Below are 15,676 nucleotides of genomic sequence, written 5' to 3' on the forward strand. Positions count from 1 at the left end.
TTGTAAAATGAGTGCCATTGGGGCGTGCATGAGAAAATTGCTGGCAATCGCATATGGAGTACTAAAAACCGGCACCTCGTTTGAAGTGCCAGCGTAAAAAATTGACAGGCAAGACGGTATCTCGCATTCGCTCGGAATGACTATGATTATTGGCCTTACAGTTTTGCGAAGGGCTTCCGCAATCCGATATTGCGGAGATTCTGCATAAATACTCAATCAAAAATACTAATTACTAAATCCAAAAGTGGAGGAAGAGCGGCTGTTAAGCTCGCTCTTCCTTTCTCCCTCTCCCTCTTCCTCGATACAAACTTGACTATTCGTCCGCAAATGGATCGTAATCATCCTCCACGGCAAAATTCTCGAGATCGACAGCTTCTCCGCTCGGCAAAACAGGCTCTCCTACCTGCCCTAAACCGTTAAAGACTTCAGCACTGCCGTGCAATCCCTTGAATATCGGCCTTTCCAACAGGAAATGACGCTCGGTGAACAGGCCGTCGCTGCCGGAGCTTTGTATGGCTTCCTCGAATATCGCGACGTGGGCATCCAAATAGTCCGCGCAGTGCAATATCAGTGCCTCTATGCTCTTCGGCAGCTTTGGTGAGCCCCACTCTTTTGTCCCATGATGAGAGATAATCATATGCTGCAGCGCAAGACTCATCATTGGGTCGAAACTATCGATAGCATCAGCCGCTGCCTTCACCATCATGGCACCGCCAACGACATGACCCACCAGATGACCCGCATTGGAAAACTTGATCGAACTCGACCACAAATACTCATCCACCTTGCCGATGTCATGGAGTGCAGCGCCTGTAAGGAGCAGTTCGCGGTCGGCATTTGGATATAGATCGGCAAGAGCGGCGCATGTGCGAACAACATTGAGCGTATGTTCCAGCAGCCCGCCGATATAAGCATGATGGAGCTTTTTTGCAGCCGGAGCCTGCTTGAACTTTGCGGAATACTCATTGTCTGAAAAGAAACTGTCGAGCAGAGAGCGCAGATTTGGATTGGTCACCTGCGCCAATATCGCAGAAAGCTCACTGGACATCTCATCGGGATTTCGTGGGCTGCTGCGGAGAAAATCCGCAGGGTCTATGGCATCGCCCCACCTTTGGAACGACTCTATGACCAGTTGGGGATGGTCGTTGTAGCTCTTGACGGATGCCTGGACATGGATGTAATCATCCTCGCTGATGCGCCCGACGTCGGCTTCTGAGACGTCCCATTTGACGCTGTCCACCGTGCCGGTCTTGTCGGCGAGGGTCATTTTGAGGAACTGTGAGCCGGTGCGTGTGTTTGCCACCGACTTGGAAACCACCAGGAATACCTCTTCGATCCTGGCACCCTCTTGAAGATTTGCAACGTAGAGCTTCTTCACGAGATGTATTCTAGCCCCAAGAATACACCTTGTCAAGATATGAAGCACTCAAATTTGCAGAAAGCAGCAAGGGTCGCCCCCAGATCCGCCAATGTGATAAGCGATCATGTGACCAGCTATCCACGATCAAACCGCCAGACAGCATGGTTATCTCTCGCGAATAATCCGAGTTAGCTGAGATAATTATGCGAACGTTTTTTCTGATCCCGGAGAAACTCTTCTTTTGTTGTCTCTCTCTCCTGCTTCTTGATGAATGAAGATATGCTCGCTCCATGAATTGCGCAGTGTGCTTCGTTGCCTTCGCATTTGCACGCATCGCTCATAAGTTCACACCATTGAGTGTGTGTCTCCGGAAGCCAGTATTCACATTGTTCCAAGTCAGCAAACCTCCCGATTGCGGCAGGTTACATCACTCACTGCATGGGCGCAACGATCAACAGTCCAATCGCCGCCACGACCAGCGCAAATGTTCCAAGCAGGCCGGCATCGAGCGAATATAATCCGCCTGTTAGCCATGAGGGTCCCGATATATCGCTTACCACGACCCCGCGTTCGTATGAACGACCGGAACATGGGAGACCAAATATCGGTCCTGACGCCACGTTCCAGCCGAAATGCAAACCGATGGGAAGCCAGAGCGTTCCCGTATGGAATCGGCAAAATGCCAGGATCAAACCAAATATGAATGCGTTGAGAGTGAACAGTGCAGGCATGCTTTTATGTTTGAACAGGTGAGCTATCGCGAATATGAATGACGATATCGCAATCGCTACCTCAAGCCCCCATGCGCTGTAAAGCAGATAGAATACATAGCCCCTGAAAATTATTTCCTCAAAAACTGCAGCGCTCATAAAGTCGATCAGACCGCCCAAAAAAAGCGGCAGGCACGCTACACAGTCATCGGAGAGCACGGATGGTCTGACTCTGACATAGCCGAATAACAGTCCGATCAGATATTCCAGGACTACACAACCAAGCGCTATACCAGCGCCATAGGCCATGTAAGTCAATGAACCACCGTCATATGTCAGGCCAAGGGACGCAATAGACTTTTTGTCTACCAAGGTGATGAATGCAAGAGTAATTGCCACGGAAGTCCCCATTGGAATGCAAGCAATCAACATTCCAAGGGTTGTTCGTGAAAATGAGGACATTTGAGACTGCGCCACCTGCTGGTTCATATTCCAGTAGAAGCGGTGCGACAGCTCAAGCGCTATCCCAATGCAGAAGAGATAGACTGCAAGTTTCGCACAGGTTTCATAAAGCGGCATAACAGGAATACTCCGGGCCGGTCGATCTAAGCGTAAACTACCATTTTGTATATTCCATACTCCGACCAGCCCGTAAAGTAATCTTTTTAAGCTAGGGCGGAGTCGGCATCTGACCGGTTCCCGTATCACCTTGAGTTTGAGTGTTTTCCTTTACCGGCTTCGGAGCGATAAATGGGAAATCCTTGACTGCCTGGCCATCACTGGACATTGCTTTTTTTTGTTTTATTACATCAGACTCTTGATACGCGCTGAATGTCGCAACCCACTGATCGGGTGTGTATTCACCCTCGGACATGGCCTTTGGCAATTTGCACTTGTAGACTTTGCCGCTGTTGTCGGCATACTGAAACACAAGAAACTCCAGACCGTTTTTGTCCTTGGTGGACTTGGCCGGTGTCTCAAGTGTGAGTTGGCTGAACTTGAGCTTTTGCTGCACGGTCGATGTGGGTGTCAGGACTTGTGTCGCATTTGATGCAGGAGGCTGATCAAACGTTGGGGATTGTGCATCCGAAGAACTGTTACCACAGCCTGTAATGAAAAGCAGACTCATCAAAACTGCAATAATGGCGAATATGGGTGCTGTTTTTGGAGCAGGGCTGTACAATTTTTTACCTCCGCCAGAGCTGAATTAACTGACAGAAGTATTATACTCCCTAATCGCATTTGTGCACAATGATTGCAAATTGCTGTGCAAATTGCACGATTGCAAATTACCGGTTATCGCAATATAATCCTATCGTGAAAAAAACAAATACATCCGACCAATATCGACAACTGCCGTCCGTGGATGAGATGCTTCGCGACGAACGGATCGTATGCCTGTTGGACAAGCACTCCAGAACAGCAATCACTGACGCAATCAGGACTGTGCTTGAAAAATCAAGATGCGCAATTGCAGATGGTGCGCAGGCACCGGACCATAGTGAGTTGTATGAGCAGGTGGAAACTGAAGTCAAAAGGCTGGCAAGGCCATCGCTTCGCCGTGCGGTCAATGCGACAGGTGTGATCCTGCATACCAATCTTGGGCGCTCGACTCTCTGCCAAGACGCAGTAAACTCGATAAACGAGATCGCTCAAAGCCACAGCACACTGGAGATGGATGTGGCATCAGGCAAGCGCGGCTCCAGACAAGATCATGTCAGATCTCTGTTGACTGAGTTGACCGGTGCAGAAAGCGCTCTGGTGGTCAACAATAATGCTGCGGCAGTGCTGTTGGCAGTCAATACACTGGCGCAGGGCGCTTCGGTCATAATATCGCGTGGGCAGCTCGTCGAGATCGGCGGCTCTTTCCGCATGCCCGATATCATTAAACGTGCCGGAGCAAATCTTGTTGAGGTCGGAACAACCAACCGAACGCGCATTGCCGATTATGAGAATGCATTTACCGATGACACTGCGCTCATCTTGCGCTGCCACCCGAGCAATTTCAAGATCAGTGGTTTCGTTGAGGAAGCAAGTCTCGACGAACTCGTTGATCTGGCTCAGAGCCGTCACATCCCTATGGTGGATGACCTGGGCAGCGGTGCCCTTTTGGACATATCCACTTTCGGGATGGACTATGAGCCGACCGTTATGCAAAGTGTCAAGGCCGGCGCATCAATAGTCTGCTTCAGCGGCGATAAGCTGCTTGGCGGTCCGCAGGCTGGGATACTTGTCGGAAAGAGCGACGTTATAGACCTCTGTCGGAAAAACCCTCTCGCACGCGCTTTGAGAGTGGATAAATTTACACTGGCCGCACTGGAAGCCACGCTCAGAGTATATCGATATGGCGACCCATGGGCACAAATCCCGACGCTTGCCGCAATCAGCCGACCTCTCGACGAGATAACTTCCCAAGCAAAACGTCTGTCTCGCGCGATAAACTCGCTGCATGTAGACGGTCTCACTACGACGGTCGAACAGGTATCCTCAGAGATCGGTGGCGGGTCACTTCCAGGACAAAGTATTAAAAGCTGCGCAGTTGCTCTGAAGAGCGGCTGGTTATCTGCCGAAGATTTGGGTGAGCATTTTCGAGGAAATGACCCTCCGGTCTTCGGACGGATAGCGCAAGAACGGTTTCTCCTTGATATGCGCACTGTAACTAAGCAAGAAGTAAATGACATCTTAGGCTGCGTAAAACGGCTCAAATGATGAGTCGCGGTCATATCTTGGAGGATGTAATGGGCATCGAGCGCGCGGGTCGAGGCGGGTTGCATCGTGTTTATGAACAGACGATAGATGCGCTTGTTGCTGCCGCAGGGCAGAGAGATAGGACTGCAGAGGGACACTCACAACGGGTGACCCGCTACAGTGCCGCAATTGGAAAAGTATTGGGTTTGACAAGCGATGAGATCACGAATTTGAAATATGCCGCCAGTCTTCACGATATAGGCAAAGTTGCAATCTCACGCAAAATCATCAACAAAATCGGCAAGCTCAATAATGATGAGTTCGCCATAATGAAACAGCATTCCACCATTGCAATACGGATCCTTGAAAAAGTTGACGGACTCGAATTTGCAGTTCCACTAATCAGGCATCACCACGAACGCTTTGACGGCAGAGGCTATCCTGATGGACTTAGTGGTGAAGATATTCCATTGGGTTCACGCATTATCTCTGTGGCTGAAGCATTCGATATACTCACCTCAGACGTGCCATGGCGCGACGCGATGGACCAGGAGTCTGCACTCCGTGAACTCCAGGCATGCGCCGGTACGCAGTTCGACCCGGCGATTGTCGAAGCGTTTAGAACAGCTATCACCTCCGGCTATGTGGAGAGATGATATACATTTGGAGGGAAAAGGAGATAAGGGTCAATCGGGGCGATAAGAATCAGTCATATCCGGCCACGGGCTGACGATCGCCAACCGATGACTGCCGACTAAATTACAAAGGAGAAAAAGGAGAGGTGATGTGCCTCCAGACTTGAGTCTGGGGGCATATCTATTTCTTCCTCCGCCTCGGAGATAGCACGGCAGATACGACGAATGCAAGTGTGGCAAGCAATACAATAGACGCACCCGGCGCAATAGACAGCCAGTCAGATATCAACAGCCCGCCGATTGTCGAGCCGATGCCGAACACTACTGCCAGAGCCATCATCTTCCTGAAACTCTCAGTAAGCTGATATGCTGCGGCAGCTGGAGTGACAATAAGCGCGGAGACCAGCACAATCCCCACCACTTTGATAGACATGACCACTGTAAGCGCTATCATCGTTATCAGCAGATAATATAGCTTTCCAGCCGGCACTCCCGTCACCTCGGCCATCTCAGGGTCGAATATCACGAACATCAGGTCCTTGAACAACACGAACACGCAACCGAGCACGAGAGCAGTGATGACGACAGTCGTCCAGACGTCCTGGACCGTGACAGCCGTAATACTGCCGAATAGATAACTTAAGAGGTCGACCTGATAGCTGTGGGTCAGCCCGATAATAAGGATTCCCAGCGCCATACCCGATACAAATATAATGCCGATGGCTGTATCCTCTTTGACATGCCCCTTGCGTGACGCAGCAGCGATCCCCCACCCGGCCAGTATCGAGAAAACCACAGCGCTCCATATGGGGTTGATCCCAAAAAGAATTCCAATCGCCACTCCGCCGAGCGAACAGTGCGCTATTCCTGCCCCCATAAACGCCATTCCGCGCAGAATCACATATACGCCGATGACAGCACACAGCGCTCCTACGAGCGTTCCGGCGATTATCGCGCGCTGCATAAACGAGTAGCCCAGTATGTCTATCATTCGTGCTCCTCCACCACAATATGCGGGGCACCGCCATGATGAAGATACGCCACGTCACAGCCATACATTGCCTTGAGCGCATTAGTACACTCGACCTCGCCGGGCCGGCAGTGTGCTACCAGCGATCTGTTGAGACACGCCAGTGTGTCGATATAATTTGCCACTACGCCGACATCGTGCGTGACCAGCAGCACCGTAACCCCCTCGCCTTTAAGCTGGCGCAGCAGTGTATATAAGCTGCCGGTGGTCGCAATATCGACGCCGGTTGTCGGCTCATCAAGGACCAGCAGATCAGGATTGTTCGCCAATGCCCTTGCAATAAACGCACGCTGCCTCTGGCCGCCGGATAGCCTGGCTATCGGCCTGTCCTTCAAATCAGTGATGCCTACCTTTTCCATCGCCGCATATGCCGCCTCGCGCTCAGGAAGTCCAACGCGTCGGCCAATGCCCAGCCTGCCGTACATGCCCATCAGCACTGTCTCGAAGACTGTGATAGGAAACTTTATGTCGATGGTGAATATCTGAGGCACATAGCCTATCTTGGAGCGCAGTTCACCCAACTGGTCGAGAGGCCTGTCGAAAACTTTCACCGTACCATGGTCGGGTTTGATAAGACCCAGTATGACCTTGACAAGAGTGGTCTTGCCTGCGCCATTGGGACCAATTATTGCAGCGAAATTGCCTTTGTCTATAGTCAGGGATACATTATCGATGATGGCTATATCGTTATGCTTGACCGTGATGTCGGTAAGCTCAACGGCATGTGTAAAATCGCTCATTTTCGCCCCAGCGCTTTTGTCATTTGATCGAGATTGGCATGCATGGTCTCGATATAGTCGTAATCGGGCGCTTTGCCCATCGGATCGAGCATCAAAACCTGCGCTCCGCATTCATCCGCTATTACTTGAGCGGCTTTTGGAGAAAACTGAGGCTCTGAGAATATAGCTTTTGCATTAATTCTTTTACACACTTTGACTATGTCACCCAGTTCAGATGGTGCTGGCTCTCTGCCGGGTGTCTCCTCGATCACCGCGACCTGGTTGAGCCCATACTCCCTGGCAAAATATACCCATGCAGGGTGAAACGCTATGAAATCCTTTGAGGTGAAAGTCTTCACCCGCTGACGAATTTGCTTGTCGAGCTGCATAAGTTTGTTTATGTATTGTGCGGCATTCTTATCATACTGCTCTTTGTGCTCGGGATCGGCTTTGATGAATGCATCGCGTATCATTTTTACCTGATGGACCGCGTATATAGGGTTCAGCCATACGTGTGGATTGCCGCCGGGGTGGTCATGGTCGTCACCGGAATCGATGATCGGCAGTCCATTGGCTGTCTTTACGACAACCAGTTTTGAGTTATTCGCAGCATCAATTGCCTTGTCTGCCCAGAACTCGAGATTGACACCGTTCAAGACAAGCACGGACGCTTTGCTGAGCATCTCCATCTGGTCGGTCGTGAGCTGGTATGTGTGCGGGCTGGCGCCGGGTTGCACAAGTATGTGGACGTCGACATTGTCCCCACCCACATTCTTCGCGAAATCACCCAGCGGTCCGATGCTTACAGCGACCTGCATTCTTTCCGGTCTACTCTGCCTATGGCCGCAGCCTGCAGCACCGCAGACAATGACAATAGTTACAATAGTAAGCACTGCCAATTGATATAGGGTCTTCAAATAAGCCTCCTGCCTGAGATTACCCTGTAACATTATAGCAGGTAGCGCAAGATAGGCGCCAGGCTTGTTGCAGCAAGTAGTCGACTAGGACATGAGAGGAGGTATGCCGATCTCACCAAGAAGATTGCTCAGCTTGTGGACCGGCAACCCGACGACATTGAAATAGCACCCGCATATCGACTCGATCAACACTGCTCCGCGGCCTTGTATTGCATATGCGCCGGCCTTGTCCATCGGTTCGCCGCTGGATACATAACGCGAGATGATTTCATCGCTCAGATCGCTGAAGGTGACATCCGTGCACTCAAATGCGCTGTGCTGCTTGCCGTCATATATTACCGCGACACCTGTGTAGACCTGATGAGTCCTGCCACTGAGCATCTTGAGCATGCGCGCTGCGTCCGCCCTGTCATGGGGTTTGCCGAGTATGGTCTCGTCTACGACCACAATCGTGTCCGCTGCTATCACAAGCGATTTGGGGTTACCTGCGGCCACATCCCTGGCTTTCATTTGGGATGAATATACTACCTGTTCGGCAGGTGGAAGGTCTTGAGGGACTTTCGATTCGTCAAACTCACTGGGCGTGACCCAGAATTCCTTGAATATCAGCCCGAGCAGTTCCTCGCGCCTCGGCGAGGCTGAAGCAAGAATCACGTCACGTTTGGGCAATGCTGTTTCTCGATTCTCTAGCGTTTGTTATTGCAATCAGAAATTGCAGGAGTTATGTTTCGGTCGCGATCAGATATCGTGCCCGAACACAAACTAACTTATCTTGAGACGCCGGGGCAAGAATGCCCCTCGCAAGGTGCGTCCGGGGCAGGAATACCCCGGACGATCAAGCCCGAACATATACTCTCTGCTTTCCACTTATTAATAGGACAGCTTGATAATTGCTTCGGCCAACTTGTCAGGATCGTGTCGGACGACATCCGTCTGGCTTATATAGTCCCCTACGACCGGCTTGTAACCCATATCGCGTATTTCAGTGATATCCGGCTCGACAAAATACTGTTTCTCCTGAGCATACTTTTCGAGCAGGTCTTTGGTGGGTCGCTCCTGGTTTACAAGCACATGCTGGAACACTCGGCACTCCGTATGCCGGGCAACCGCACTGACATGGTCCGATGCAGTGAATCCGTCAGTCTCGCCGGGCTGGGTCATGACATTGCATACATAAATCTTGACTGCTTCCGACTTCTCAATGGTCTCAGGAATGCCGCCCACAAGCAGATTAGGCACTATGCTCGTAAACACACTGCCCGGACCAAGCACAATCACATCCGCAAGTTCGATTGCGCGCAGCGTCTCTTCGAGTGGACTTACGTTTGATGGATGCAGCATCATATATTTGATCGCACCAGGCGTTTTGGTGATGTTTGTCTCGCCCTCGATGAATGAACCGTCCGTAAACTCTGCCTGGAGCTTCACCCTGTCGGTCGTGGAAGGCAGGACAAGCCCACGAATCGCCAGAATCTGACTCGTCTCCTTGATTGCCTTCTCAAAATCACCGGTAATCTGGGTCATGGCGGCGATCAGAAGATTACCGAAAGAGTGGCCGTCAAGCTGATCGCTGGTCTCGCTGAACCTGTATTGAAAAAGCTTGGTCATGGTAGGCTCGGCGTCCGCCAGAGCAACCAGGCAGTTTCTGATGTCTCCAGGCGGTAGAATCCCCATGTCGCGCTGCAGACGGCCTGAACTGCCGCCGTCGTCGGTCACAGTCACCACCGCCACGATATTGCTGGAATACTGCTTCAGACCACGCAGCATGGTCGACAGGCCAGTGCCTCCGCCGATGACCACGATTCGATGACCCTGTGACAGATATCGCCTCTGGTAGATCACGTCGGCAAGTTTGCCCTCCGCCTCGGGGCTGACAACGCTGGTGATCGATCTGACCACCTGGCGCAGGCTCGCAAAGATCAGAATCAACCCGGCAGAGACCAATCCAATGCCGACAGGTATTTGTACGCCGGGCTTATCCAGCCTCAGTCCGAACCTGCGGAACGCTTCCGTGCCGACCGTTCCCAGCAGATCGACAATGTGCATATTGAGTAACAGGACGACACCTGCTATTACTGCGGCCACACCGACCGGGACCAGCATCAGCCACCGCTTGACCCTCATACCCGGATACAGCCACTTCAAATTGCTCATAAGAGACTTAACGCGCATCGCTCTGCCCCCGAAGCTGATGGAGGTCGCGATGCTCGACCCTGACAACATAATTGGAACTTGCGAGGAACTTGGCCAGTTCGTTGGCAACCACGACCGACCGCTGTTTGCCGCCGGTGCAGCCGATTGCAATCGTCAAATATGCTTTGCCCTCTTTGATGTATTGAGGAATGCTGAACTCCACCAGATCGAACAATTTCTCAAGCAGAGGCTCGGTGAGCGGGTCGGAGAGAATATACTGCTGCGCATCGGGAGTCGTGCCGTCCTTGTCACGCAGTTCGGGAACCCAGAACGGGTTCGCCAGGAACCTGACATCGAAGACCACATCCGCATCCAGAGGTACGCCATGCTTGAACCCGAAAGACACAACTGCAATCATCAGCCGTTCCTGAGCATTGGCCGGACCGAAAACCTGCCGTATCAAACGACGCAGGCCTTCGGCTTCCAGGTTCGTGGTGTCTATGATCTTGTCTGCATGTTCCTGGATGTCGGCGAGCACTTCGCGTTCCAGCCTGATCGCATCGATTATACCCCTGTCATTCGTCACCAACGGGTGCTTTCTGCGCGTCTCTTTGAACCTCTTTATCAGTTCTCCGTCACTGGCATTGAGGAAAAGCACCACTGGTTTTGAAAAGCTCTCCGGAGGGTTTTCGTATATCTGCTCGCATGCAGGCAAAAAGTCATTGAAGAACTGCCCCGCCCGCACATCGACTGCTATGGCGACATTCTCAGGCTCCTTCGGCGATTTCCAGAGGTCCACTGTGCCCGGAAGGAGCGCCGGAGGCAGATTGTCTATACAAAAGAAATTGAGGTCCTCGAATGTTGCGACCGCAAGCGACTTTCCCGCACCGGACATCCCGGTGACTATGACCAGTTGTTTCTTGCTGTCCAAATCAGTCATTCTCCTTAAGCGCAGAGTTCAGCGGAGCGGATATTATGGTGTATAGGATCGAGCCAACAAACGGCGCAAGAAAGCTCATTTGCGCGCCGGTTGCGATTCCCGCAAGCCAGAAGACTATTGCATTTATTACGAACCCAAAAAGTCCCAGTGTGAGACAGCTTATGGGCGCGGAAATTAGTTTCAGAATACTGCCGACCACAGCATTTGCGACTGCCAATACAGGCACGAACACAATCGGTCCCCACAGCGATTTCCAGCCGAGATTAAAAATCGGCGGAAGCTGCTTCAAGACCCATACGGTGACCAGTATGGCGAAAATGCCGATCAGCCATCTTTTGAACATACCCATAATACAATCTCCACTACAAACAATGCCAATGGATTGAGCATTGGTAACGTAACTTTCAGTCGGTGTAGGCCGACTCTGCTTTTTCCAACGTCAGGTTCACAGCAGATTCCTCGCATTCGCTCGGAATGACTGAAAGTGAAACGTTTGCTAGTTTTGCAATAGGCTCAAAAAAATCAAACCATCCTAGCCCCTTCAAGCCTGAGCAGCTTTCTTTTCATGTCCAGACCTGCGGAAAACCCGCCTATCTTCCCACCAGAAGCTATAACGCGGTGACACGGTATTATTATCGGCACATTGTTGCCCGCCATAGCACTTCCGGCGGCTCTGGCCGCCTTTTTTGAGCCAGCCATTGCAGCAAGGCCGCCGTAGGTTATCAGTTCACCATACGGCACTTTTCGACATGCCGAAAGGACGGCCGCATGAAATTTGCCGTATCCACTCAAGTCGACCGACACGCCGGAAAAGTCCACGCGCCTGCCGTTTGCATAGTCCATAAGCCTGCCGGGCAGATCGCCGAATGCATCACAATCTTCCACAAATGAACTCTCTATTCCTGCACCGAGCGATTCGAGAGCTGACGTCCGTGTCGGTTTAGGCAGAGTCGAGCGAGTGAGTCTGCCGTCAACTCCCGCAAGCGCAATAAAGCCGAGCTTAGTTTCTATGACACAATAATATTTCACTACTGATCCTCATTTTCGCTGTGAAAGTACATATACACAGCCTGAGCAGCCGACTGACCCATATTCGGCACGGCTGCAAGCTCATCGACGGACGCCTCTTTTATTTTCTCTACCGACCCGAAGTGTTTCATCAGTTCCTTTCGACGTTTCGGTCCAATGCCAGCGATATTGTTTAGAACGGATGCGCGCATACTCTTGCCGCGCAGGTTTCTATGATATGATACGGCAAACCTGTGCGCTTCGTCACGCACTCTTTGAATCAGATGCAGAGCCTTTGAGTTTCGAGGCAAAATTATCGGGTCCGGCCTGCCGGGTTTGTATATCTCCTCAAACTGCTTTGCCAATCCTACCACAGGCGACACTCCCTGCTCTCCACTCTCTCTAATCACTTCCAGTGCAGCGTTGAGCTGACCTTTGCCGCCGTCTATGAGCATCAGGTCGGGCAGTTCAGCGAATGCTTGGGTCTTGCGGAGGCTGCCTGTGAGCCTTCTTGAGACAGCTTCCTTCATAGATGCATAATCATCGGGTTTGCCGTCATGCTGCTTGATCTTGAACTTGCGGTAGTGCGCTTTCTTGGGCTGGCCATCCTCGAATACGACCAATGATGCGACCGTATAATAGCCCTGTATATTGGAAATATCATACGCCTCGATACGCCGTGGTAGTTCAGCTAGGCCAATTGCCCGCTGCAATTCGCCCAGTTCTTCATGTATCCTGGCTTCGTCGGTGGACATCTTGAGCTTGATCTGCTTCAATACCAGCTCTGCATTCTTCTTCGCCATCTCGACAAGCTGTCTGCGCTCACCGCGTTTGGGACAGTGGACACTGACCTTGGTCCCCCTCTTTTGCCTGAGCCAGCTTTCGGTCATATCGAGTTCGGCTATATCGGCATTGACCAGAATCTCCGGCGGGACATAAGGAGCTGTGGTGTAGTGCTGGTCTATGAACTCCTGCAGGCTCGCACTCAGATCATCCTCACATGCGTTTTCCAAAAGATAGTGCTCCTGGCCTATCAGTTTGCCGCCACGAATGAAGAACATCTCGGCTATGGTGTTGCATCCGTCTGCCACCATTGCTATCACGTCCTGATCCTCCAACGCAGTCGATATCACCTTCTGGCGCGCTATCAGGGTCTGGATCGCCTGGACCTGGTCCCTGAGCCGTGCGGCTTTCTCGAATTCTAGGTTCTCGGCTGCCTGTTCCATCTGAGCCAGTAGCTTTTTTACAAGCTTCTCCCGCTTACCGGCCAGGAAATCCATTACATCGTCTATCACAGTCATATATTCGTCGTGAGTGATCTTGCCGGCGCAGACGCCTGTGCATTGGTTGATGTGATAATACATGCACGCCTTACCCTTGGATAGCTCGGGGTGCTTGAAACCGCACGGCACTCTGAACACACGGCGGATAAGGCGCATGGTGTCGCGAACAGCTTCTGTGTCCGTATATGGACCAAAATATCTGTCTGCTTCCTTGGGCTGCATTCTGAGTTTGCGTTTGTACTCGACGCGGGGCCACTCGTCGCTGAGTGTGATCGCGATATATGGGTAGCTCTTGTCGTCACGCAGGCGAACGTTATAGTTTGGGTTGTGCTTCTTTATGAGGTTCGATTCGAGTATGAGTGCTTCAAGTTCGGTATCCGTTGCTATCCAGGTGAGGTCTGCTATCTCACGAACCATACGCCTGGTGCGTCTGGTGTGATCCGCGCCCTTTTGGAAATATTGCCGCACCCGGTTGCGCAAAACTTTTGCCTTGCCGACGTATATGATCTCGCCGGACGAATTTTTCATCAAATAGCATCCGGGAGACGTGGGCAGGGACGAGAGCTTCTCCCTTAATGTCACGGAGTATCTCTTTTCAAGAACAGCCCAGTCCAGTGAGTCGAGACCCACATCGGCCGCAGACTTTTCGACCACAATTTCACCTCCCGAAGCACTCAAATTCTAACACCGGGAGGCGGGTGTACACAAGCGGAATAGCTATCCAGGCAATTTACGCTAAGTAAATTGCAGGTCTAAGTTTGGATTACGTATATTCAGAACCTATACTTTGGATACAAGATTATGGTCATATTATACTTAGAAACTAGCCGAGAGGCCGAAATATCCATATTGACTGGTATCATAGCCGAATTGAATGCCGATCCGCTGCGAAATAAGTGCTCTGTAGCCGATCTGCGCGGCTGGTCTTGTGCTGTAATCGTCTCCGCCTTTCCATTTCCAGCCTGTGACGTTCGAGACATCAGTATATATCGTCTCTTCAACCGCAATTCCCACGCCCAGTATCAGCATAGACCTTTCCGTCCCCATGCAGTATAGACCCTCAAGCGAAAAGCAAGATTTGCTGGTATCTGTGTGGTAGTCATCATGTGGGATTGGTGCATCAATTACGTCATCGTCCTCATCAGCATCGCCCGAACCCCACAATGCAATTCCAAACTTCTGCTTCCCTATCCACTGCAGACCGATGGCAGTCTTTTCAATGCGCCCGGACGGCGCAACAAGCAAGCTGATACTCGACCTCTCCATGGGGTTGCCCATAAATCCCAGACCAATGCTGCTCGATTCATAAGTATGACTGTTAAGATTATAATGCTCTTGTCTGCGCTGTTTATCTTCAACTCGCTCACGCCGCTCGGCCTCGGCACGCGCCTTGTACTCCAATTTTTCTTTTTCTTTGCGGTCTTTCTCTTCCTTATCCTTGTCTTTGTCTTTAGCTGTGGTTCCGTCAGAAGTATTTGTGGTTGTAGTATCCACAGAAGTGCTGTTAGTGGTATCCGTAATTGAAGCTGCCGGCTGATCGGATTGAGAATCCTGCGCAAGCGCAGGAATGCACGTCGAAAATGCCAGAATAAGTAGAGCGGTTAGTGCGATCAAATACCTGTTCATGATGCCACTCCTTATGATGCCCGTGTCATGGCCAGTTGAGAGGACAATGCTTGTATACTTAATAAGACGCAGCATTATGAAATATATTTTGTAGAAATCTGATATTGTAGGGTTATCTTTCGGGCGCGACTGAGTTCAGGGCCATATATTATTCAGACATCGCGCCCGGCTGAGCTATTTGCAGAATATTCTTACATGTTCCCCATCTTTGTCGTCAACGTTTATCTCAAGATCGCCGAATGCGCTGATTATCTCATCGATGGCATCCGGCTTCATATTCGACAGATCGAAATTGAGCCCCTTTCTTTCCAGTTCGGATTCAATTTTCTCTTTAGCCTGTTGGGGAATCAGAGACGTGAATTGCATTCCAGCATATAGAAGTTGAAGCGGCACGCGGATATTTATGTTGTCTTCACCTTCTACTACAACACAAAGATACTTTGGCTTTGCTTTCGCGGGCTGTTCGACAGATGTCTGCACATCTTTCGAAGCATCGACTGCATCGAGCAAGCGTTCTGCGTCAGTAACGGAAATCTTACCCTCCGCAAGCATGGTTAGAATTTGTTTGTTTTCGTCATTCATTTCAATCATCCTCATTTAATAGAAATTAAGACGCCATTTCCTTTG

General features: G+C 51.0%; 16 protein-coding genes. 2 read left to right on the forward strand and 14 right to left on the reverse strand.

Going from position 1 to position 15,676, the window contains the following annotated elements; translation table 11 throughout:
• Positions 1-313: 313 nt before the first annotated feature.
• From LLG46_02510 to LLG46_02520, 3 genes are all read right to left on the reverse strand, one after another.
• Entirely contained in the window at positions 314-1,378 is a 1,065-nt protein-coding gene (locus LLG46_02510) for an HD domain-containing protein (protein MCE5322169.1), read from the reverse strand.
• A gap of 413 nt (positions 1,379-1,791) precedes the next feature.
• On the reverse strand, positions 1,792-2,649 hold the full coding sequence (locus LLG46_02515; GenBank protein ID MCE5322170.1) for a CPBP family intramembrane metalloprotease: 858 nt from the start codon (positions 2,647-2,649) through the stop codon (positions 1,792-1,794).
• Positions 2,650-2,740: 91 nt separating this feature from the next.
• Positions 2,741-3,253 (reverse strand): hypothetical protein, encoded by a 513-nt coding sequence (locus LLG46_02520; protein ID MCE5322171.1) that lies wholly within the window; start codon positions 3,251-3,253, stop codon positions 2,741-2,743.
• 134 nt (positions 3,254-3,387) lie between these two features.
• Between LLG46_02520 and selA the strand changes: the two genes are divergently transcribed.
• Positions 3,388-4,779 carry an L-seryl-tRNA(Sec) selenium transferase gene (gene selA, locus LLG46_02525; protein MCE5322172.1) on the forward strand — a complete coding sequence of 464 codons (1,392 nt, stop codon included), beginning with the start codon at positions 3,388-3,390 and terminating at the stop codon, positions 4,777-4,779.
• A gap of 29 nt (positions 4,780-4,808) precedes the next feature.
• Positions 4,809-5,414: an HD domain-containing protein gene (locus LLG46_02530; protein MCE5322173.1), complete on the forward strand. Its 606-nt coding sequence runs from the start codon at positions 4,809-4,811 to the stop codon at positions 5,412-5,414.
• A gap of 160 nt (positions 5,415-5,574) precedes the next feature.
• Here the strand turns inward: LLG46_02530 and LLG46_02535 are convergent, their stop codons facing one another.
• The 11 genes from LLG46_02535 to LLG46_02585 form a co-directional block, all read right to left on the reverse strand.
• On the reverse strand, positions 5,575-6,384 hold the full coding sequence (locus LLG46_02535; protein MCE5322174.1) for a metal ABC transporter permease: 810 nt from the start codon (positions 6,382-6,384) through the stop codon (positions 5,575-5,577).
• Complete coding sequence (locus tag LLG46_02540; GenBank protein MCE5322175.1) at positions 6,381-7,163, reverse strand: metal ABC transporter ATP-binding protein; 783 nt, start codon at positions 7,161-7,163, stop codon at positions 6,381-6,383. The genes LLG46_02535 and LLG46_02540 overlap by 4 nt, the downstream gene beginning before the upstream one ends.
• Positions 7,160-8,059, reverse strand: a complete 900-nt coding sequence (locus LLG46_02545; protein MCE5322176.1) for a metal ABC transporter substrate-binding protein — start codon at positions 8,057-8,059, stop codon at positions 7,160-7,162. The genes LLG46_02540 and LLG46_02545 overlap by 4 nt, the downstream gene beginning before the upstream one ends.
• A gap of 84 nt (positions 8,060-8,143) precedes the next feature.
• Positions 8,144-8,728: a Maf family protein gene (locus tag LLG46_02550; GenBank protein ID MCE5322177.1), complete on the reverse strand. Its 585-nt coding sequence runs from the start codon at positions 8,726-8,728 to the stop codon at positions 8,144-8,146.
• Positions 8,729-8,929: 201 nt separating this feature from the next.
• Positions 8,930-10,231 carry a YvcK family protein gene (locus tag LLG46_02555; GenBank protein ID MCE5322178.1) on the reverse strand — a complete coding sequence of 434 codons (1,302 nt, stop codon included), beginning with the start codon at positions 10,229-10,231 and terminating at the stop codon, positions 8,930-8,932.
• Entirely contained in the window at positions 10,221-11,123 is a 903-nt protein-coding gene (gene rapZ / locus LLG46_02560) for an RNase adapter RapZ (protein ID MCE5322179.1), read from the reverse strand. Before rapZ ends, LLG46_02555 begins: the two co-directional genes overlap by 11 nt.
• Position 11,124: 1 nt before the next feature.
• On the reverse strand, positions 11,125-11,481 hold the full coding sequence (locus tag LLG46_02565; protein MCE5322180.1) for a phage holin family protein: 357 nt from the start codon (positions 11,479-11,481) through the stop codon (positions 11,125-11,127).
• A gap of 173 nt (positions 11,482-11,654) precedes the next feature.
• Complete coding sequence (locus LLG46_02570; protein ID MCE5322181.1) at positions 11,655-12,161, reverse strand: methylated-DNA--[protein]-cysteine S-methyltransferase; 507 nt, start codon at positions 12,159-12,161, stop codon at positions 11,655-11,657.
• Entirely contained in the window at positions 12,161-14,077 is a 1,917-nt protein-coding gene (gene uvrC / locus LLG46_02575; GenBank protein MCE5322182.1) for an excinuclease ABC subunit UvrC, read from the reverse strand. Before uvrC ends, LLG46_02570 begins: the two co-directional genes overlap by 1 nt.
• Positions 14,078-14,239: 162 nt before the next feature.
• Entirely contained in the window at positions 14,240-15,049 is an 810-nt protein-coding gene (locus tag LLG46_02580) for a hypothetical protein (protein MCE5322183.1), read from the reverse strand.
• Between the two features lie 174 nt (positions 15,050-15,223).
• Positions 15,224-15,631, reverse strand: coding sequence for a hypothetical protein (locus LLG46_02585; protein ID MCE5322184.1), 408 nt, complete (start codon positions 15,629-15,631; stop codon positions 15,224-15,226).
• Positions 15,632-15,676 lie beyond the last annotated feature (45 nt).

It is taken from the genome of bacterium, assembly GCA_021371935.1.
Taxonomy (GTDB): domain Bacteria; phylum Armatimonadota; class UBA5829; order UBA5829; family UBA5829; genus UBA5829.

What these genes read in the sequence shown, in the direction of transcription:
- LLG46_02515 (MCE5322170.1), bottom strand. Translation starts at nt 2,649, where the DNA reads ATGCCGCTTTATGAAACCTGTGCGAAACTTGCAGTCTATCTCTTCTGC.
- LLG46_02530 (MCE5322173.1), top strand. Translation starts at nt 4,809, where the DNA reads ATGGGCATCGAGCGCGCGGGTCGAGGCGGGTTGCATCGTGTTTATGAA.
- LLG46_02535 (MCE5322174.1), bottom strand. Translation starts at nt 6,384, where the DNA reads ATGATAGACATACTGGGCTACTCGTTTATGCAGCGCGCGATAATCGCC.
- LLG46_02540 (MCE5322175.1), bottom strand. Translation starts at nt 7,163, where the DNA reads ATGAGCGATTTTACACATGCCGTTGAGCTTACCGACATCACGGTCAAG.
- LLG46_02555 (MCE5322178.1), bottom strand. Translation starts at nt 10,231, where the DNA reads ATGCGCGTTAAGTCTCTTATGAGCAATTTGAAGTGGCTGTATCCGGGT.
- LLG46_02565 (MCE5322180.1), bottom strand. Translation starts at nt 11,481, where the DNA reads ATGGGTATGTTCAAAAGATGGCTGATCGGCATTTTCGCCATACTGGTC.
- LLG46_02580 (MCE5322183.1), bottom strand. Translation starts at nt 15,049, where the DNA reads ATGAACAGGTATTTGATCGCACTAACCGCTCTACTTATTCTGGCATTT.
- LLG46_02585 (MCE5322184.1), bottom strand. Translation starts at nt 15,631, where the DNA reads ATGAATGACGAAAACAAACAAATTCTAACCATGCTTGCGGAGGGTAAG.